17 protein-coding genes, 3 rRNA genes and 1 riboswitch are annotated in these 20,161 nt (G+C 39.3%); of the genes, 14 read left to right on the forward strand and 6 right to left on the reverse strand.

The genetic code is table 11. The features are described 5' to 3' along the window. Positions 1-41: 41 nt before the first annotated feature. The gene (locus tag DM447_RS05450; protein WP_112180254.1) at positions 42-530 is read right to left on the reverse strand and encodes a DUF2798 domain-containing protein; all 489 of its coding nucleotides are present in this window, start codon (positions 528-530) and stop codon (positions 42-44) included. A 227-nt stretch (positions 531-757) separates the two neighbouring features. Here DM447_RS05450 and DM447_RS05455 point away from each other — a divergent pair, with 227 nt between their 5' ends. From DM447_RS05455 to DM447_RS05490, 10 genes are all read left to right on the forward strand, one after another. Then, entirely contained in the window at positions 758-1,588 is an 831-nt protein-coding gene (locus tag DM447_RS05455; RefSeq protein WP_112180255.1) for a halocarboxylic acid dehydrogenase DehI family protein, read from the forward strand. Positions 1,589-1,762: 174 nt separating this feature from the next. Then, a complete protein-coding gene (locus tag DM447_RS05460) occupies positions 1,763-2,140 on the forward strand; it encodes an alpha/beta fold hydrolase (RefSeq protein ID WP_369974660.1) in 378 nt (125 codons plus the stop codon). Positions 2,141-2,181: 41 nt separating this feature from the next. Then, a complete protein-coding gene (locus DM447_RS18810; protein WP_369974661.1) occupies positions 2,182-2,316 on the forward strand; it encodes a hypothetical protein in 135 nt (44 codons plus the stop codon). Between the two features lie 381 nt (positions 2,317-2,697). Beyond that, a 16S ribosomal RNA gene (locus DM447_RS05465) occupies positions 2,698-4,265 on the forward strand. Between the two features lie 354 nt (positions 4,266-4,619). Beyond that, positions 4,620-7,566 (forward strand): 23S ribosomal RNA (locus tag DM447_RS05470). A 212-nt stretch (positions 7,567-7,778) separates the two neighbouring features. After that, positions 7,779-7,894, forward strand: a 5S ribosomal RNA gene (gene rrf / locus DM447_RS05475). The 16S, 23S and 5S rRNA genes sit together here, the layout of an rRNA operon. 235 nt (positions 7,895-8,129) lie before the next feature. Beyond that, positions 8,130-10,691: a transglycosylase domain-containing protein gene (locus DM447_RS05480; RefSeq protein ID WP_112180256.1), complete on the forward strand. Its 2,562-nt coding sequence runs from the start codon at positions 8,130-8,132 to the stop codon at positions 10,689-10,691. A gap of 98 nt (positions 10,692-10,789) precedes the next feature. Beyond that, the gene (locus tag DM447_RS05485) at positions 10,790-10,999 is read left to right on the forward strand and encodes a hypothetical protein (protein WP_112180257.1); all 210 of its coding nucleotides are present in this window, start codon (positions 10,790-10,792) and stop codon (positions 10,997-10,999) included. A 35-nt stretch (positions 11,000-11,034) separates the two neighbouring features. After that, complete coding sequence (locus tag DM447_RS18625; protein WP_269813827.1) at positions 11,035-11,166, forward strand: hypothetical protein; 132 nt, start codon at positions 11,035-11,037, stop codon at positions 11,164-11,166. A 181-nt stretch (positions 11,167-11,347) separates the two neighbouring features. Further along, positions 11,348-11,821, forward strand: coding sequence for a P-loop NTPase family protein (locus tag DM447_RS05490; protein WP_241964564.1), 474 nt, complete (start codon positions 11,348-11,350; stop codon positions 11,819-11,821). A 50-nt stretch (positions 11,822-11,871) separates the two neighbouring features. Here the strand turns inward: DM447_RS05490 and DM447_RS05495 are convergent, their stop codons facing one another. Beyond that, entirely contained in the window at positions 11,872-12,066 is a 195-nt protein-coding gene (locus DM447_RS05495) for a DUF6366 family protein (RefSeq protein WP_112180259.1), read from the reverse strand. Positions 12,067-12,079: 13 nt separating this feature from the next. After that, the gene (locus DM447_RS05500) at positions 12,080-12,283 is read right to left on the reverse strand and encodes a hypothetical protein (protein WP_112180260.1); all 204 of its coding nucleotides are present in this window, start codon (positions 12,281-12,283) and stop codon (positions 12,080-12,082) included. Positions 12,284-12,665: 382 nt separating this feature from the next. On the opposite strand from DM447_RS05500, the gene DM447_RS05505 reads away from it, so the two are divergent. The 3 genes from DM447_RS05505 to abc-f all read left to right on the forward strand — a co-directional run bounded on the left by DM447_RS05505 (position 12,666) and on the right by abc-f (position 15,623). Then, positions 12,666-13,073 (forward strand): hypothetical protein, encoded by a 408-nt coding sequence (locus DM447_RS05505; RefSeq protein WP_112180261.1) that lies wholly within the window; start codon positions 12,666-12,668, stop codon positions 13,071-13,073. Between the two features lie 164 nt (positions 13,074-13,237). Then, entirely contained in the window at positions 13,238-13,687 is a 450-nt protein-coding gene (locus tag DM447_RS05510; protein ID WP_112180262.1) for a hypothetical protein, read from the forward strand. A 298-nt stretch (positions 13,688-13,985) separates the two neighbouring features. Continuing rightward, positions 13,986-15,623, forward strand: a complete 1,638-nt coding sequence (gene abc-f, locus DM447_RS05515) for a ribosomal protection-like ABC-F family protein (protein ID WP_112180263.1) — start codon at positions 13,986-13,988, stop codon at positions 15,621-15,623. 127 nt (positions 15,624-15,750) lie between these two features. On the opposite strand, the gene DM447_RS18630 is transcribed toward abc-f, so the two are convergent. Both DM447_RS18630 and DM447_RS05520 read right to left on the reverse strand, forming a co-directional pair. After that, complete coding sequence (locus tag DM447_RS18630) at positions 15,751-15,876, reverse strand: hypothetical protein (RefSeq protein ID WP_277871498.1); 126 nt, start codon at positions 15,874-15,876, stop codon at positions 15,751-15,753. A gap of 155 nt (positions 15,877-16,031) precedes the next feature. Next, complete coding sequence (locus DM447_RS05520) at positions 16,032-17,135, reverse strand: 5-methyltetrahydropteroyltriglutamate--homocysteine S-methyltransferase (protein WP_112180264.1); 1,104 nt, start codon at positions 17,133-17,135, stop codon at positions 16,032-16,034. 136 nt (positions 17,136-17,271) lie between these two features. After that, a riboswitch (SAM riboswitch) is annotated at positions 17,272-17,370 on the reverse strand. Between the two features lie 248 nt (positions 17,371-17,618). Between DM447_RS05520 and DM447_RS05525 the strand changes: the two genes are divergently transcribed. Continuing rightward, the gene (locus tag DM447_RS05525) at positions 17,619-19,550 is read left to right on the forward strand and encodes a fructose-1,6-bisphosphatase (protein ID WP_112180265.1); all 1,932 of its coding nucleotides are present in this window, start codon (positions 17,619-17,621) and stop codon (positions 19,548-19,550) included. A gap of 82 nt (positions 19,551-19,632) precedes the next feature. On the opposite strand, the gene DM447_RS05530 is transcribed toward DM447_RS05525, so the two are convergent. Then, entirely contained in the window at positions 19,633-20,037 is a 405-nt protein-coding gene (locus DM447_RS05530) for a YkvA family protein (protein WP_112180266.1), read from the reverse strand. Positions 20,038-20,161 lie beyond the last annotated feature (124 nt).

Genomic DNA, 20,161 nt, shown 5'->3' on the forward strand with positions numbered 1-20,161 from the left:
AAGAGAATGGATCCGTTTATATGAACGGTTCCATTCTCTATTTATGCGTTTACTTTTTGCATTTGTTTAGATGTCGATGGTTTAATGTATTTCGTTAATAGTGAACGCGCAATTGGTCCAACAAGTAGTAGCTGTGCTGGAAGTGCTACTATAATGTTTAACCCAACTGTTTTAAGGTACGCAATGAAAATTGAACCTTCAATACCTGTTGTTAAGGCCATTAAGATCAGTCCGTATCCTGACATAATAATAACCATTGTCGGTACCATACAAAGTGATATTGCGATAATAATGTTTAATTGTTTCGATTTATCATATGGAAAAGACAAGGCGAGTTTGCGTGCTCTTGGTTCAACTACTGATTCTACAGCGAAAGCGACGACAAATGTTATCGCAAATTGAATGATTGCTCTCCCAAATGTGAATGATGCAAAACCGTGTAACATTGTATTGTATACCGTCATAATTAAAACCATTCCCGTACACATAAAAATAGCGAAAATGATCCCTTCTCTTTTATTACTTGGCAAATAAAAACATCCCTTCTCTATAAACATCTCTGTAATTATATCTGTTTAAAATTTTTATCATAAGTGACGATTTTGTGAACATTTAATTAAGTTAAATTACGTATTTTATAAAAAACTCTTGATTTTTAGAATGAATTAGTTACCAAGCTACAGGTTTGCATATTATCATTTCTGTTGGCTGATAAACATATAATATAACTTATTATATAGAAGAGAGGTGGTAGCTGTTGAATCAATATGGCATACCTGAAGTATTTGAAGCTGATGCGCATGGGATTGTGAAAGAGGTTTATCAAGATATTAAATATGTATTAAAGGTCCCTATTGTCAATTTTTTGTTTAGAGCATTAGCGAATTATCCCGAATTTCTGGTTCATGCATGGCAACAAGTGAGGCCAAACATGCTTAGCCTCAACATGGAATCTATGGCGAATGATTTACGATTTCCTCTATTAAATAAAAGCATACCCACTTATGATTTAAAAAAAGATTATTCCTCAAGCACTTTAAGTCATATTAACTATGTGGTTGCTACTTTTCAGTACGTTAATCCTAAACTACTTCTTATTGCGAGTGCTTGGATGGAAAGTTTGGCTGAAAGACCGATTGTGTCACAGAAGGTGGTGAAAGGAATAATTCAACCAGGCTTTTTTAATATGCCACCTATTGAAATGATAAAGGTAGAGACGGCGCCGTTATATGTAAAGCAACTTTTGTTAGAAGTTGCTAAAGAACATGCTTCATTTGATGTGGCAAGTGATTATAGAGCGTTGGCGTGTTACCCACGTTTTTTCGAAATGATGTGGCGAGATCTTAAACCATATATAAGCTCTAATGAATATACATTGCTTAGATCGAATTTGCTAAATCAAGCGATAAAACGTGTGCGTGAAGAAATGCCGTATCCGATCACACTAAACAGTCATCAGTTAGAACATATTTATGAACCCGCGCAAATAGCAGGAATTATGGGGATAGTCTCTTACTTTCATCGTTTTCTACCAGGCTTAATTATCGAGAATGAGTTTATCAGAAGATACCTTCTTGGGGAAAGTTAGTTTTGAAAGAACGAGGAAATCAGCAGCACTTGTGTCCTGTCTCAATTTGTAACAGAGCCCTTTCTGAATTAATTAGCTGTTAATTAATATTTCAGGGAAGTTTACACTAGGTATTCACCTATATCTAACAGATGCATATATTATGTTGAGATCAAATAATTTGGTGTAATAAAGATGGATGCTTTATTAATGTGTGTTGTTGAAATACTCCAATTAGATAACTTCATTTTATTAGGTCATTCTACTGGTGGTGCTATAGCAATTCGATATATGGCGCGTTATGAAGACCACCGGGTATCTAATCTTGTGCTTCTTGCTGCTGCGGCCCCTACAGGATTTTCACCAGAAACTGCTAACAACCTAATTAAGGAAGCATTAAATGACCGTCCTAAGATGATGCATGGAATAACAAATACTTTTTTCTTTCAATATATTTCTCGTCAGTTTTCAGATTGGTTTCAGCAAATAGGCTTAGAAGCTGCTAGTTGGTCTACTGCAGCAATAATTGTCACACTAAGAAACGAAAACTTAGATGAGATATTCAAAAAATAAATGTCCCTACTTTAATTGTTCATGGAGTTCATGACAAAGTTATACCATATCAAAGTGCTCAGAAACTAAATCAAAACATTAAAGGATCAGTACTTGTTCCGTTTCAATATAGCGGACATGGTGCTTTTTGGGAAGAACGTGACAAACTAATTGAAACAATAATAAAATTTGTATAAATCGCATTATCATTTATCCTTTACGAAAATGCTTTTAAGAGGACAGTGATGAATATTGTGTGGTATAGTAAAGTCAGTAGATTACTAAAGTAATCATACTAATAGTTTTATATATAAATATTTTCATTGACTTTGTGTTTCAATATGTTATAGTTATTTAGCTGTCGAAAAACAGTGTTTATGTAATAGCAATTTTGCCTTGTTGGCATAAGATATTGTTTTTAAATAAACTATTGACTTATTGATTTACAAATGGTATAATATTTCAGCTGTCGAAATAAAAGGCAGTGCAATTGATCTTTGAAAACTGAACGAAACACACAGTATGTTAAGTAAGTAGAAACAACAAGCTAGTTAAGTATTTGAGCAGCAGGCTCGCATTTTATGGAGAGTTTGATCTTGGCTCAGGACGAACGCTGGCGGCGTGCCTAATACATGCAAGTCGAGCGCATGAAATAAGTGAATCCCTTCGGGGTGAAACTTATGGATTGAGCGGCGGACGGGTGAGTAACACGTGGGCAACCTGCCTGTAAGACTGGGATAACTCCGGGAAACCGGGGCTAATACCGGATAACACTTTTCTTTACCTAAAGAGAAGTTGAAAGGCGGCTCTTTGAGCTGTCACTTACAGATGGGCCCGCGGCGCATTAGCTAGTTGGTAGGGTAATGGCCTACCAAGGCGACGATGCGTAGCCGACCTGAGAGGGTGATCGGCCACACTGGGACTGAGACACGGCCCAGACTCCTACGGGAGGCAGCAGTAGGGAATCTTCCGCAATGGACGAAAGTCTGACGGAGCAACGCCGCGTGAACGATGAAGGTTTTCGGATCGTAAAGTTCTGTTGTTAGGGAAGAACAAGTACCGTTCTAACAGGACGGTACCTTGACGGTACCTAACGAGGAAGCCCCGGCTAACTACGTGCCAGCAGCCGCGGTAATACGTAGGGGGCAAGCGTTGTCCGGAATTATTGGGCGTAAAGCGCGCGCAGGCGGTTCTTTAAGTCTGATGTGAAATCTTGTGGCTCAACCACAAGCGGTCATTGGAAACTGGGGAACTTGAGTACAGAAGAGGAGAGTGGAATTCCACGTGTAGCGGTGAAATGCGTAGATATGTGGAGGAACACCAGTGGCGAAGGCGACTCTCTGGTCTGTAACTGACGCTGAGGCGCGAAAGCGTGGGGAGCAAACAGGATTAGATACCCTGGTAGTCCACGCCGTAAACGATGAGTGCTAGGTGTTAGGGGGTTTCCGCCCCTTAGTGCTGCAGCTAACGCATTAAGCACTCCGCCTGGGGAGTACGGCCGCAAGGCTGAAACTCAAAAGAATTGACGGGGACCCGCACAAGCGGTGGAGCATGTGGTTTAATTCGAAGCAACGCGAAGAACCTTACCAGGTCTTGACATCCGCTGACAACCCTAGAGATAGGGCGTTCCCTTCGGGGACAGCGTGACAGGTGGTGCATGGTTGTCGTCAGCTCGTGTCGTGAGATGTTGGGTTAAGTCCCGCAACGAGCGCAACCCTTGATTTTAGTTGCCAGCATTTAGTTGGGCACTCTAAAGTGACTGCCGGTGATAAACCGGAGGAAGGTGGGGATGACGTCAAATCATCATGCCCCTTATGACCTGGGCTACACACGTGCTACAATGGATGGTACAAAGGGCAGCGAAGCCGCGAGGTGAAGCAAATCCCATAAAACCATTCTCAGTTCGGATTGTAGGCTGCAACTCGCCTACATGAAGCCGGAATCGCTAGTAATCGCGGATCAGCATGCCGCGGTGAATACGTTCCCGGGTCTTGTACACACCGCCCGTCACACCACGAGAGTTAGCAACACCCGAAGTCGGTGAGGTAACCTTTACAGGAACCAGCCGCCGAAGGTGGGGCCAATGATTGGGGTGAAGTCGTAACAAGGTAGCCGTATCGGAAGGTGCGGCTGGATCACCTCCTTTCTAAGGATAAATGAAAAGCGTAAGCACGCGTTTAACGACGTATGAACTGGACTGAACCGAAGGAGATAAAGAAAACACAACGAACGAAAGTGAGTTGATGTTGCCTTATCGTACGGAGGAGAAGGAAGTTTACTAGTCGTTGCGTGTTAGAAGCTGGACATATAGGAAAACATACTGTGTGGTTTGGTTCAGTTTTGAGAGATCAAGTATCTTTCATTTTATGTACCTTGAAAACTAGATAAGAAGTTAGGAAGCGAGAAGGATTGTACTTTGTACAAAACAGAACGTGAGCCTAACATATGACAAGACATCATATCAAAGTAAGAAGAACCAAACGCTTTTATTAACTAATATAGTTAAGTAAGAAAGGGCGCACGGTGGATGCCTTGGCACTAGGAGCCGAAGAAGGACGGGACAAACACCGATATGTCTTGGGGAGCCGTACGTAGGCATTGATCCAGGAATTTCCGAATGGGGGAACCCCCTGCTCGTAATGGAGTAGGACACTTTACTGAATACATAGGTAAAGTGAGGCAGACCCGGGGAACTGAAACATCTTAGTACCCGGAGGAAGAGAAAGCAAATGCGATTTCCTGAGTAGCGGCGAGCGAAACGGAATCAGCCCAAACCAAAAAGCTTGCTTTTTGGGGTTGTAGGACACGCTATACGGAGTTACAAAGAAACGTTTTACATGAATCGATCTGGAACGATCAGCCGAAGAAGGTAAGAGCCCTGTAATGAAAAGGACGTTTCCTCCAGCGTGGATCCTGAGTACGGCGGAACACGAGAAATTCCGTCGGAATCCGGGAGGACCATCTCCCAAGGCTAAATACTCCCTAGTGACCGATAGTGTACCAGTACCGTGAGGGAAAGGTGAAAAGCACCCCGGAAGGGGAGTGAAAGAGATCCTGAAACCGTGTGCCTACAAGTAGTCGAAGCTCGATATTTTCCTTCGGGAAAAAGAATGAGTGACGGCGTACCTTTTGTAGAATGGACCGGCGAGTTACGATTCTTTGCAAGGTTAAGCCGCACAGGTGGAGCCGCAGCGAAAGCGAGTCTGAATAGGGCGTGATAGTAAAGGGTCGTAGACCCGAAACCGTGTGATCTACCCATGTCCAGGGTGAAGGTCAGGTAACACTGACTGGAGGCCCGAACCCACGCATGTTGAAAAATGCGGGGATGAGGTGTGGGTAGGGGTGAAATGCCAATCGAACACGGAGATAGCTGGTTCTCTCCGAAATAGCTTTAGGGCTAGCCTCAAGGAACGTATGTTGGAGGTAGAGCACTGATTGGACTAGGGGCCCTTACCGGGTTACCGAATTCAGTCAAACTCCGAATGCCAATCATATTGCCTTGGGAGTCAGACTATGGGTGATAAGGTTCATAGTCGAAAGGGAAACAGCCCAGACCGTCAGCTAAGGTCCCAAAGTATACGTTAAGTGGAAAAGGATGTGGCGTTGCATAGACAACCAGGATGTTGGCTCAGAAGCAGCCATCATTTAAAGAGTGCGTAATAGCTCACTGGTCGAGTGACGCTGCGCCGAAAATGTACCGGGGCTAAACGTATCACCGAAGCTACGGATTCCAAGAAGTATTGCACTTCTTGGATTGGTAGGAGAGCGTTCTAAGTGCAGCGAAGTCAGACCGTGAGGACTGGTGGAGCGCTTAGAAGTGAGAATGCCGGTATGAGTAGCGAAAAAGAAGTGAGAATCTTCTTCACCGAAAGCCCAAGGTTTCCTGAGGAAGGCTCGTCCGCTCAGGGTTAGTCGGGACCTAAGCCGAGGCCGAAAGGCGTAGGCGATGGACAACAGGTTGATATTCCTGTACCACCTCCTTTCCGTTTGAACAACGGGGGGACGCAGTAGGATATGGAAAGCGCGCTGCTGGTTATGCGCGCCCAAGCAGTGAGGCTGTTGGATAGGTAAATCCGTCCAATGTAAGGTTGAGCTGTGATGGGGAGGGAACTTAAGTACCGAAGTTCCGGATTTCACACTGCCAAGAAAAGCCTCTAGTGAGGAAAGAGGTGCCCGTACCGTAAACCGACACAGGTAGGCGAGAAGAGAATTCTAAGGTGATCGGGAGAACTCTCGTTAAGGAACTCGGCAAAATGACCCCGTAACTTCGGGAGAAGGGGTGCTTCTTTTACGAGAAGCCGCAGTGAAAAGGCCCAAGCGACTGTTTAGCAAAAACACAGGTCTCTGCGAAGCCGTAAGGCGAAGTATAGGGGCTGACACCTGCCCGGTGCTGGAAGGTTAAGGGGATGCGTTAGCTTTCGGGCGAAGCGCTGAACCGAAGCCCCAGTAAACGGCGGCCGTAACTATAACGGTCCTAAGGTAGCGAAATTCCTTGTCGGGTAAGTTCCGACCCGCACGAAAGGTGCAACGACTTGGGCACTGTCTCAACGAGAGACCCGGTGAAATTATACGATGCGTGAAGATGCGCATTACCCGCGACAGGACGGAAAGACCCCGTGGAGCTTTACTGTAGCCTGATATTGAATGTTGGCACAGCTTGTACAGGATAGGTGGGAGCCGTTGAAGCGTGAGCGCTAGCTTACGTCGAGGCGCCCGTGGGATACCACCCTGGCTGTGTTGACCTTCTAACCCAGAACCGTGATCCGGTTCGGAGACAGTGTCAGGTGGGCAGTTTGACTGGGGCGGTCGCCTCCTAAAGAGTAACGGAGGCGCCCAAAGGTTCCCTCAGAATGGTTGGAAATCATTCGAAGAGTGTAAAGGCAGAAGGGAGCTTGACTGCGAGACCTACAAGTCGAGCAGGGACGAAAGTCGGGCTTAGTGATCCGGCGGTACCGTATGGAAGGGCCGTCGCTCAACGGATAAAAGCTACCCCGGGGATAACAGGCTTATCTCCCCCAAGAGTCCACATCGACGGGGAGGTTTGGCACCTCGATGTCGGCTCATCGCATCCTGGGGCTGTAGTCGGTCCCAAGGGTTGGGCTGTTCGCCCATTAAAGCGGTACGCGAGCTGGGTTCAGAACGTCGTGAGACAGTTCGGTCCCTATCCGTCGTGGGCGCAAGAAGTTTGAGAGGAGCTGTCCTTAGTACGAGAGGACCGGGATGGACACACCGCTGGTGTACCAGTTGTTCTGCCAAGAGCATCGCTGGGTAGCTACGTGTGGAAGGGATAAGTGCTGAAAGCATCTAAGCATGAAGCCCTCCTCAAGATGAGACTTCTCATCTTTTTAGAGTAAGATCCCTCAGAGACGATGAGGTTGATAGGTTCGAGGTGGAAGCGTGGTGACACGTGTAGCTGACGAATACTAATAGATCGAGGACTTAACTATAAAAAAGAAGCGTAAGCGTCCGTTTAGCAACGCAGTGGATGGAATGAATTGACTGAGATAAAGGAATCACGATGAACGTAAGTGAATCGATGATGACTTATCGTAGGGAAATTGATGAAGCCACCCAGTTGCTGGACGCTGGAGCTGGATTGATATATGATGTCTTGTTGTAATTCTTATCTAGTTTTGAAGGTACACTAACTTCAAAATGGTTTAGTGACAATAGCGAAGAGGTTACACCTGTTCCCATGCCGAACACAGCAGTTAAGCTCTTCAGCGCTCATGGTAGTTGGGGCTTTGCCCCTGCGAGAGTAGGACGTCGCTAAGCTAAATAAAAGAAGCACTTTTATCTCATCTGAGGTAAAAGTGCTTCTTTTTTATGCTTAGATGGTTCTAAGTCTTGAATCCAATATTTAGCTACTGATTTAATTTAAATTATTCGTTAAAAATGTTAAAGGACAGTGAATCTCGGGTAAACATAAAAGACTCTTCAATAAACACTAGTTATTATGGAAAAAGATAATAAATTAAACTGCTAAATAAGCGAAGGAGACAGAAAATACTTGACGCATAAAAATTCACGAACAGAAAAAAAGAAAAAACGACAAAATAATCAATCAAAAAAGAAGAAATCACTACTTTTTAAAATATTAGTTACTTTAATATTGCTAATGATTGCTGCCATACTAACTGGGGGGAGTTTATTCGCATATTATGCGAGTCAAGCACCTACACTTAATAAAGAAGACTTAATCGATCCAATTGCATCAGAAGTGCTGGATAAAAATGGAGATGTTATCACGAGGCTTGGCACAGAAAACCGTGAACTAATAGATTATGAAGATATTCCACTAATAGTCGAAGAAGCAGTACTTGCTACAGAGGATATTAGATTTTATGATCACTATGGCGTAGATCCAATCCGATTAGGTAAAGCTGTATTTGCTAACATTACAGAAGGATTTGGTTCTGAAGGAGCAAGCACCATAACACAGCAAGTTATTAAGCAGTCATTTCTAACATCTGAGAAATCTTTGGAACGTAAAGCTCAAGAAGCATGGCTAGCGTTTAAGTTCGAACAGGACTACAGTAAAACCGAGATTTTGGAAATGTATCTTAATAAAACGTATTATTCAGACAGTATTTATGGAATAGAGACAGCGGCTAACTATTACTTTGATAAAAGTATTGACGAATTGTCACTTTCAGAGTCTGCATTGTTAGCTGGGATACCACAAAGTCCTAATAATTATAATCCATATGATTATCCTGAAAAAGCAACAGAAAGACGTAATACGGTACTTTATTTAATGAACTATCATGATCAAATAACAGTTGAGGAAATGGAGCAAGCACAACAAGTAGCAATCACAGACGATGTTGTAGAGCGTGATCAGGAAGAACGCGCGCAATTAACAAACAACCAAGGCGACAAAGCATTTATTGATTATGTGGTTGAGCAACTAGATGAAATGGGAAATTATAATATTTTTGAAGACGGACTTACTATTCATACAACCCTAGATCCAGATGCACAGAGTAACTTGGAAGAAATTCTGAATTCAGATGATATGATCGATTTTCCTGCTGATAAAAATGGCGAACCTTTTCAAGCGGGTGTTACCTTATTAGATACACAATCTGGTGCTATTCGTGCAATTGGTGGCGGTAGAAACTATGGGTCAGAGGTGCAGAGAGGTTTCAACTTTGCAACAGATATTAGCAGGCAACCCGGATCTGTAATTAAACCATTATTAGATTACGCTCCTGCTATTGAAAATAATCAATGGTCAACTGCGCATATTATAGAAGACGAAGCATTTGAATATGAAGACGGTGGAGAGCCAGAAAACTGGGACGGTGAATTTAAGGGTGAAATCTCTATACGTGAGGCGCTCTGGGATTCACGGAACATTCCTGCCATTAAAGTATTTAATGAAGTCGGACATGAAAATGCTGTTGAATTTATAAATGGACTTGGTTTTAATTATGATGAGGAAGAAGTGTATGAGAGTTCAGCAATCGGAGGCGGTTCAGGAACAAACCCGACGGAAATTGCTGGTGCTTATGCAGCGTTTGGAAATAAAGGTGTATATAATGAACCTTATGCTATTACTAAAGTTGAACGAAGAGACGGCTCAGTAGAGGAATTTTCCTATGAAACGAATGCCGCGATGAAAGCATCAACGGCTTATATGATTACGGATATGTTAAAAGAAGTAATTGAAAATCCACAAGGAACAGGAACTACTGCGGCAGTTTCAGGACTAGAAATTGCCGGAAAAACTGGTACTACTAACTATACAGATGATTTTAAGCAGGCTAATAACATTGATTCTGGTGGTGCTCCTGACTCGTGGTTTGCTGGCTACACAACGCAATATACTGCAGCTATCTGGACAGGTTATAAAGATCGATCAAACCCTTTATCACAAACTGAAAGAAAAACTGCACAGAAGCTGTTCAGTAGCTTAATGAGTGAAATTTCTGGGGAGGACATTGCTAATTTCGAACGTCCTGATAATATACTAGAAATTGAAGTGGAAAAAGGATCAGATCCAGTGGAACGTGCTAGTGCATACACGCCTGTGGATCAAATATCAGCGGAACTATTCCTTGAAGGTCATGAACCATCTGAGGTGTCGGATCAGTTTGTTCCCGACTTGTCACCACCATCAAACTCTACAAATGAAGAAGATGATGATGGGGACTCAACTGAGTCTGATTCTAACTCAGCTAGTGATTCCGAAGAAGAAGAAACGGAAGCTAGCAGTGAAACAGATGAAGAGGAATCCACGGAAACAGAAGAAGAATCTAATAATTCCAATGAAGAGGAAGAGACGACCGAAGAAACAACCGAAGAAACAGAACCCAGTAGTGATACAGAGGGAGAAGAATCGACGGAAACAGATGATGGTTCTAATAGTTCTAATGAAGAGGAAGAGTCAACTGAAGAGACCGAAGAGGAATCCACTGGTACTGGTGAAGAAACTAGTGATGAGACAGAAGAGCAACAGTCATCGAACGAAAATGAAACGAGTAGCGAAACAGCTGAAGAGGAGACAGCAGACACTGATAATGAATCCGGTGAAGGGGATCAACAAGATCAACCATCTACTGAATAGCTAAAGCTAACCAACCAATTAGATTTGTTTCTATAATAACTGCATCATTTTTGGCTTAGTGGATAAACTAATATAAAAAATAAAAAGGGGAAGTTTTAATGGCTGAAGTAACAATTTTTGTAAAGGAAGCAGTTGATGGTAAGCCGATACAAGAAATCGAAAGTATTTTAACACAAATGGATGGCATGGAAAGAGTTCTAATAGATACTTCAGATGGAGAAGTAAAGGTCCAATTTAATGAAGAAAAAGTTACTGCGGAACAAATTGCAACTACGTTAAGGGAACACAATTATCATTATAATGTCTAATGATTAACGGATTGGAAAATTGGAGGAAATAGAATATGGCTAAAGAAGAAAAACTAAATGAAGAAGCTGCATTAAATAATAATTTGGGATCTTCCACTTTACAAACACAAGATGCGATCAAGAAATTACATCAAGAGCCAAAAGAAAAGAACAATAGAAAAGATTAAAAATACAATCGATAAAAATAAGGAGCAATAAAAGTAGTCTTAATGACCTTTTATTGTTCCTTATTTTAATTTTAAGCGATTTGAGATTTGTAGGTAATTACCTAATCATAGTACTATTAATGAGTAAAGCGATTAAGAAGTTAATGTTACACGAATACATACAAATGTGATGGTGGTTCTTGTGGAAAAGGGTATTACTAAAAAAGTACATATTATAGGTTCAGTTGGAAGTGGAAAGACTACATTGGCGCGAATGCTGTCTGATAAGCTTTCTATACCACATTATGAATTAGATAATGTTGTCTGGAAAAGGGCGGAACCTTCGGATATAAGAAGAAGTGAACAGGACAGAGATAACTATTTAAAAGAGATAGTTAATTTAAATAGTTGGATTATCGAGGGTGCTCATTATGAATGGGTATCATCAAGTCTACAACATGCAGACTTGATCATTTATTTAGATATTGCTGTTTATAAACGAATTTACCAGATTATAAAGCGATTTTATTTGCAAAAAGTCGGTGTTGAAAAAGCAAATTATAAACCAACAGTAAAAATGTTATGGAAGATGTTTGTTTGGACTTACCACTTTGAAAAAGAAGGTAAACAAAAAATAGCAGTGATATTAGCTTCTTATAATCAAGGACAAACATGAGATTAATATGTACATTTAGGACGAGTACTTGTTCGAATCAAGTCATATTCTCAAAAGGAACATTGGGATAATATAAGAAAAGCACCAATAATGACTAGTAAAGTAATAAGCTTAGTGAGGCAACCACCTTGCGCTAATCCACCTAAATCACCTGTTGCTGAGCGGTTAATAGAATCTGAAAAGTTACCCATTGGATTTTTACTGAGTTCTTTTAAACGCTTTCGTTCTTGATCATTCTGGTTCATAAAACCACTCCTTTTACTTTTCATTATCACTTTCATTTTTATCTTCGTTATCTTTCTCAAACTTTTTCCTTCGTTCAGCTAAATCTTTTTGAAGAAATGGATTATCATCTCCGATTACACCACTATAACTACCGAATCTAATCACAAAAAAGAACCCTGCTAAAACAGTAAGAACGACTAAAACAATTATAATAATTTGAATAATTTGAATTAACAACTGAATCACCTTCAATTAAATTGTCGGGTAACATGCTATATATAATTCCTTATTATTAACATACGATCGAAATAGGAAAAAGTTTCAAGAGAAGGTGACAGTGTGTATGAATTATCCTTGTTTGCTACTAATCTAATATTTTAGATCTTTAGTGACTAATCATAGTTTGCTGTTGACTATGGCAAATAGTATTGTGAAATTAGCATATAGTAATAGGATATAAAAATTTAGTAATAGGATATAAAATAATAGGAGATTTACGATAACTTCTCGTTAGTAAATGTAGCTGAGATGGAATCCACTTCAACTACTCCATTCACAACGAAAAAAGAAGAAACAAAACAAAAAGAAAAGAAAAGAACCGTCGGATGTTGCTGATGGATTGAGTACAGTTGATAGTAATAGCCAACTTATTCTCGTAACGACGAATGGTACAAATACAAGTAATGCGACCATTCAAACATTTGAAAAAGATGGAAATGGAGATTGGCAGCCTGTATTGAACACAACTGGATATGTTGGTAAGAATGGACTTGCCTCTAATAAGGTGGAAGATGATAAAAAGACGCCGATTGGTAAATACACGATTGTAACAGCCTTTGGTACAAAAGGAAACCCTGGTACAAAACTACCGTTTCGGAATATCACGGATGATGATGTTTGGATAGACGATTCAGATTCTTCACTTTACAATACGTGGAAATTCAAAAGTGAAACACAAGGACAATCGACAAGCGCGGAGAATATGAATATAAGGGGCTTATTATTCAAACACCTGCTCAAAATTTAATAATTACTAATAATAAAATCTACATAGGACAAGTTCCTTTATGGATTTTTTTGTAATATTTCAAGAATCATTTTAAGGTTATGTTACAATTTTATTGTGAGTAATTGTTCTTAAACCCAGCAGAAAAAATTAAAGTAAGCTAATAAACTGAAGGGAAGGATAGAATGGTTGAAACAGAATGGGATATACATGATGTTAAGCGTTTGAAAAAAATTCAATTAGTCCAGGGTAATCTTTTTATGCTTTTATCTTACGGTCTGCTTATTTATCTTCTAATGAACATAGATACTGTCGTTGTTATTGGTCTAGTTTGCATACTTCTCTGGATCTATTTAACGACTATTCTCTATACTCTAAAAACAGGAAAGACATTCGGTACAAAGATTAGCAGGCATGTACAGAAATTTGATGAATACCGTTTAGGGAAGAAGCGATGGAAGCGAAGAAAAATAATAGAAGCTGTCATAATTAGTATTTGTAGTATGGGTGTTACAGTATTATTATTTGTTTTGGATGTTAACTATCTAAGATTTGACTTTATCAATGGTCTCCCGTTAATTGGGGGTTGGATAGGCTATAATATAGGTGAAATTGTCAGAATAACTGATTTGTAAAAGAAGTTGTTTATCATGGTGAAAAAAAATAGAGCAATTACGAATCATTTTCTTTAGCGAACCTAGTTATGTTATACTGACTATAATAAAAAAAGAAGGGACGATGGCTGACCAATGAAAATCTAATCTTATTTTTGAAGTTTGAAATTTTATATTTCAAATCACATGAAATAGGATTAGTCTGCCATTTTCTAAAAACGGATCAATAGCTTATTCAGAGAATGTATTGCTATGACTAATCCTTCCAAATAAATTGGGAGGGTTTTTTTGTTCTCCCTATCGAGAGAGGGAATTTTGTATGAAAGAATTAGTGAAATTGCAACAGGTTCATTATGAAATAGTTGATCAGACGATTTTTGAAGATATAAATGTTAGTGTCCAAAAAGCTGATGTTGTCGGTGTTATTGGAAAAAATGGTGCAGGGAAGTCAACCTTATTACAACTAATTACGGGAGCGTTGTTACCGACAAAAGGAAGCGTAGAATCGATAGAAAAGAACCTCACAACCGTTTTTGTCGAACAAGAAACCGAGTCACACGCTCCAAAAGAAGTGACAACACGTGAAAGTAGCTTACTTCACAAATGGCACGTACCAGATCATGCTTTTGCTAGATTAAGTGGTGGAGAAAAGTTAAAAGCACGACTTGCACATGGATTTGCAAAAGAGGCTGACCTTTTATTATTTGATGAACCGACGAACCACCTTGATACGGAGAGTACGGCTTTGTTAATAGAGGAAATCAATAGACACAAAGGTGCAATTATAGTTGTATCGCATGATCGTTATTTTTTAGATGCTGTCACAACAAAGATATGGTCTATTGAAGATAGTGAATTCATCGAGCATAAAGGCAATTATTCGAGTTATATGGCATTTCGTGAACAGAAACGCCTGACCCAGCAACATGAATATGCGAAACAACAGAAAAATGTGGAACGAATTGAAAACCAAATGAAAGAGCTCACTTCTTGGTCGAGTAAAGCACATGCTCAATCGACAAAAAAAGAAGGCTATAAAGAACATTATCGTGTCAAAGCAAAGCGTATGGATAAACAAATAAAATCAAAACAAAAGCGTTTGGATAAAGAACTCGAAAAAGCAAAAGTAGAGCAGGTGAAGCCAGAATACGATGTGCAGTTTTCAATTAGAGCGAACACAAAGGTTGGGAAACGATTTTTAGAAGTGAAAGGTTTAACAAAGAGATTTAGCGATCGAACGCTATTTAAGAATGTAAATTTCACAATTAAGCACGGGGAGAAAGTTGGATTAATTGGTCCGAATGGTAGTGGCAAGACAACCTTTTTAAAAATACTGGTTGGTGACGAGCTGTCTGAGGGCGAGGTATGGCTTTCACCTGCTGCGACGATTGGTTATTTAACACAAGAAGTCTTTGACCTACCACTTGAAAATACGCCAGAACAGCTATTTTTTAAAGAAACGTTCGAAGCAAGAGGAAAAGTACAGAATTTAATGCAGCATTTAGGCTTTACTGCTTCCCAATGGCGAGAACCAATCCTTCATATGAGTATGGGCGAACGTGTGAAGTGCAAATTAATGGTCTATATACTAGAGGAAAAAAACGTACTAATTCTCGATGAGCCAACCAACCATCTTGATTTACCATCACGTGAACAACTTGAAAATACATTAGCAGATTACGATGGTACACTACTCGTTGTATCACATGATTCGTATTTTCTCGATAAAACAACAAACGAGAAACTTCTTTTTTCAAACGAAAGTATTGTGAAACAATCGAAAGAAGCAAGCAATCGTCAAGAAAGTGAGCCAGATAAATTGCGTCTAACACTCGAAACGGAAAGACAAGAAGTGTTAGGGAGGCTCAGTTTCATGACGCAAAAAGATAGTGAATATCAAGAACTTGATGAAAAATTTAATCAACTTACAAGTCAAATCAATAATCTTTTATCCTAATTGAATCGTCCGTAAGACTCTTGGATAGCAATTGCTATCCTTTTTTTATTTCGATTAAAAGGCATTTGCTGAAAAAACAGAAATTTCTCACCTATCCAGTCTTTCTAATAATTGAATAATTTCTTTGTTATGCTACAATTTGTAGATCACTATTCTTTTTCATTTGATAAATCCATTTCAAAAGGAAGATTATTGCTAAAGGAATCCCAATATATAAAACAAAAGTAACAAATAAAACAAATATGTTTATCATAGAATCACCCCCAAGTTAAAACTATTGTTATAAGATCCTATCTACATAGTGAATTAAAAACAATCGAGTCGTCAAGTATTTTTGAAAAGGAGATGCTCGCTGTTTGATATGCCAGTCTATATAAAAAGAGCGCCCACTTGGGACGCTCTACTAGCTTATTTCCAAATATCCTTCGATACATCTACAATATGCTTCAACTTGTTCCATTGCTCTTCTTCTGTTAAAAGATTACCATGGTGTGTCGAAGCAAAGCCACATTGTGGACTGATACATAATTGATCAAGTGGTACGTATTTAGAAGCTTCTGCTACTCTAGCTTTTATTACTTCTTTATCTTCTAGTTCACCAGTTTTAGATGTGAAGACGCCTAAAACGACACGTGGTCCATCGTTTGGAACATTTTCTAATGGTGCAAAACTACCAGAACGCTCATCGTCATACTCTAAGAAGAAGCCATCTACCGCTTCATTAGCTAAAAGCTTAGGAGCAATCAGATCATAACTTCCGGTGAAAGCCCATTTTGAACGGTAATTTCCACGGCATAAATGCGTTGTAACTACTAAATCTTCTGGTTTTCCTTCTAATACACTGTTAACTACGTGTAGAGCCAAGTCAATTAATTTTTCTCTTGAATGGATTCCTTCATTAAATGGGATATCTGGTGAAGAAAGTCCTGCAATGTAAACATCATCTAACTGTAAGTAACGAACTCCTGCATCGTAAAAGGCATTGATTGCATCACGGTAGGCTGCAATTACGTCTGCTGCGTAGTCGTCGATATTAGGATAAATACTTTCATTTAGAATTCCGGCATTGAATAATTGATTTGGACTTGGAATTGTTAATTTAGCAACTGCACGTCCACCAACAATCTCATTAAAAATTTTGAATTCCTCGATATGTGGGTGGTTGGGATTAAATGCAACTTTTCCAACTACACGTACGTCATAGCGCTCTGTTTCTTCGCCTTTAAATTGGAAGCCTTGGTCAGGTACATAACCTTCAACACCAATTAAGTGCTCTAAGAAGTCTGTGTGCCAGAATCTACGTCGGAATTCACCATCTGTTACAGCTTCTAGTCCAACCTCGATCTGCTTATCAACAATACGTTTGATTTCCTTGTTTTCTATTTCGTGTAAATCTGCTTGACTAATTGTTCCCTCAGCAAGTTGCTTACGTGCTTGATGAATACTCTCCGGTCTTAGTAAACTTCCTACATGGTCTGCTCTAAATGGTGCTTTTGTTGCTGTTTTTGTCATTTTAATTCCCCTCTTCCGAATTGTTTTAAGATGACAAACAAACTTGATCCATACGCGACATTCCTTAGGAAGAACGTTAAATAAAAAGTAAAAACCCCTTCTTGTGAAAAGAAGAGGTTTGAATTAACGATTTCTCCTCTTATCTTCAGCAATACGCTTCTGGATTTAGCACAGTACTTGTTAGTCTGCTGCTGAAGCTTCAAAGGGCCAGTCCCTCCACTTCTCTGGATAAGATTTATTTGTTTGTAAATATCTTAATTTTGAGAATACTATTGTTTGCGATACTTGTCAAGATGAATTTTTAAAGATAAAGGAAAAAATTAGAATACCTAGGAAACTAAACGTTTGATTAAAAATTCTGATAGTTTATGCTATGCTGTAATAGTAACAAAAATGGAAGCAGATTTTTAAAAATCCTGGAAGAGAAATTAGTGTGAGAGAATGCTGGAAAAATAATAATGCAATTTGAAAGGAGATGCAAATATGAATAAAAAATTTCTGGATTTACTTGCTCAAAGTTATGATAGCGAAGAAAAAGTGGTAACCGAAATTATTAATCTGGAAGCTATTCTTAATCTTCCAAAAGGGACAGAGCATTTTGTGAGTGATTTGCACGGGGAATACCAAGCCTTTCAACACGTATTACGAAATGGTTCAGGCAGGGTCAAAGAGAAGATAAAAGATCTATTTACCGATCAATTATCTGAAAAAGAAATCAATGAGTTTGCTGCATTAGTTTACTATCCAGTAGAGAAATTACAGTTAATCAAGAATAACTTTGACAACGATGAAGCATTACATAGATGGTATCGAGAAATAATTGAGGATATGATGGAACTTATTGCTTATGCGTCTTCTAAATATACACGTTCGAAGTTACGAAAAGCATTGCCTAAACAGTTTGTTTATATCATAGAAGAACTCTTGTATAAGACAGATGAATTCATCAACAAGAAAGAGTACTATACAAAAATTATTCAACAAATTATCTCCCTTGGTCAGGCTGATAAACTAATTATTGGTCTTAGTTATACGACACAAGAACTCGTTGTTGATCATTTACATGTAGTCGGGGATATTTATGATCGTGGACCAGAACCAGATAAAGTGATGGATACACTAGTTAACTATCATTCTGTCGATATTCAGTGGGGGAATCATGACGTACTATGGTTAGGCGCTTTCGCTGGATCGAAGGTTTGTCTTGCTAATATTATTCGTATTAGTGCGCGGTATAACAATTTAGCGATTATTGAAGATGTCTATGGGATAAATCTTAGACCGCTACTCAATCTTGCGGAGAAATATTATCAGGATAATCCAGCCTTTAGACCAAAAGTAGATGCTGGGGATAAACTATCGGATCATGAACAATTACAAATAACCATGATACATCAAGCGATTACAATGATTCAGTTCAAACTGGAGAGTCCGATCATCAAGAGACGTGCCTACTTTGACATGTCAGAAAGACTGTTGCTTGAGAAAGTAGATTATGATAAGGACGAAATAACAATTCAAGGAGAGACTTATCCACTGGAAAATAGCTGTTTTGCAACAGTTAATCCAGATAAACCGGATCAATTGTTAGCAGAAGAAGAAGAAGTGATGAACCGCTTATTATTTTCTGTTCAGAAGTCAGAAAAGTTTGCCCGCCATATGCGCTTCTTGATGAAGAAAGGTAGTCTCTATTTAAAATATAATGGAAATTTATTAATTCATGGCTGTATTCCATTAGATGAAGAAGGAAATATGGAGGAAATGGTTATTGAAGATAAGACCTACGCTGGTCGTGAACTGTTTGATATTTTTGAATATTACCTACGTGATGCGTTTGCTCATCCTGAAAAGACAGACGATTTGGCAACGGATATGGTCTGGTATTTATGGACAGGTGAACATTCATCCCTCTTCGGAAAAAAAGAAATGACAACCTTTGAGCGGTATTTCATCACGGATGAGGTAACGCACAAAGAGAGGAAGAACGTTTACTACCATTTACGTGAGAACGAGGATACATGTCGAAAAATTTTAGCGGAATTTGGACTTAATCCAGACCATGGCCATATTGTAAACGGGCATACACCAGTAAAAGAAATTGACGGTGAAAATCCTGTTAAGGCAAATGGCAAACTGATTGTAATTGACGGAGGCTTCTCCAAAGCATATCAATCAAAAACAGGAATAGCAGGATACACGTTATTATATAATTCGTATGGGATGCAACTTGTTGCCCACAAGAAATTTAACTCAAAAGAAGAAGTACTAGCAAATGGTGCAGATGTGTTATCCGTTAAAAGATTAGTAGATAAAGAATTAGAGCGAAAAAAGGTAAAAGAAACGAATGTTGGAGCGGAATTGTTACAGGAAGTCGAAATGCTTCATAATTTGATGGCTGACCGTTATATGAAGTGATCGAATAGGTGGAAAAAGAAGAAGGGGACAAGAAGAAATAAAACCTTGTCCCCTTTGTATTATATGTGGGTCAGAGTGTGTCTTAATTAATTTTTAAATCAATTGCGGACGTGTCCACTTTGTCTCCAAACCATTCTTTTAGCTTGTCTTTTGCTTTTAACTTAATTGGGTCGTCGATATACATAGCTACTTGGAATAAAGCAAATCCGAGTGCACCAAGATCATCTGTGTAACCAACGCCGGTAAAAAAGTCTGGAATTAAGTCTAAGGGTAAAATAAAGTAACCTAAAGCACCAATAATGACAGCTTTTACTTTGGTAGGTACTTCCGGTTTCTGAAGCGTATAATACAACAGTAATACAGCATAAACGACAGAAGAACCAGCCTTCTTAGCAAACTTCGCTAACTTCCCCCAAAATTTATCATCAGAATAATGTTCACTGTTTTTTTGTATTTCTTGTTCTATATTTTCAATTGTTGGTTTCATCGTTTATTGCCCCTTTAAGTACAGTATACGCTATTATTTTACCTTTGTGAAGTTCATTATAGTTGAAGAAAAACAAGCTAAGTATGCTACAGAATATTTTTTACCGTTGTTGAAAAAGAATGAG

The organism is Paraliobacillus zengyii (assembly GCF_003268595.1).
GTDB classification, from domain to species: Bacteria; Bacillota; Bacilli; order Bacillales; family Amphibacillaceae; genus Paraliobacillus_A; species Paraliobacillus_A zengyii.

What these genes read in the sequence shown, in the direction of transcription:
- DM447_RS05460 (WP_369974660.1), top strand. Translation starts at nt 1,763, where the DNA reads ATGGATGCTTTATTAATGTGTGTTGTTGAAATACTCCAATTAGATAAC.
- DM447_RS05485 (WP_112180257.1), top strand. Translation starts at nt 10,790, where the DNA reads ATGGCTGAAGTAACAATTTTTGTAAAGGAAGCAGTTGATGGTAAGCCG.
- DM447_RS18625 (WP_269813827.1), top strand. Translation starts at nt 11,035, where the DNA reads ATGGCTAAAGAAGAAAAACTAAATGAAGAAGCTGCATTAAATAATAAT.
- DM447_RS05495 (WP_112180259.1), bottom strand. Translation starts at nt 12,066, where the DNA reads ATGAACCAGAATGATCAAGAACGAAAGCGTTTAAAAGAACTCAGTAAA.
- DM447_RS05510 (WP_112180262.1), top strand. Translation starts at nt 13,238, where the DNA reads ATGGTTGAAACAGAATGGGATATACATGATGTTAAGCGTTTGAAAAAA.
- abc-f (WP_112180263.1), top strand. Translation starts at nt 13,986, where the DNA reads ATGAAAGAATTAGTGAAATTGCAACAGGTTCATTATGAAATAGTTGAT.
- DM447_RS18630 (WP_277871498.1), bottom strand. Translation starts at nt 15,876, where the DNA reads ATGATAAACATATTTGTTTTATTTGTTACTTTTGTTTTATATATTGGG.
- DM447_RS05520 (WP_112180264.1), bottom strand. Translation starts at nt 17,135, where the DNA reads ATGACAAAAACAGCAACAAAAGCACCATTTAGAGCAGACCATGTAGGA.
- DM447_RS05525 (WP_112180265.1), top strand. Translation starts at nt 17,619, where the DNA reads ATGAATAAAAAATTTCTGGATTTACTTGCTCAAAGTTATGATAGCGAA.
- DM447_RS05530 (WP_112180266.1), bottom strand. Translation starts at nt 20,037, where the DNA reads ATGAAACCAACAATTGAAAATATAGAACAAGAAATACAAAAAAACAGT.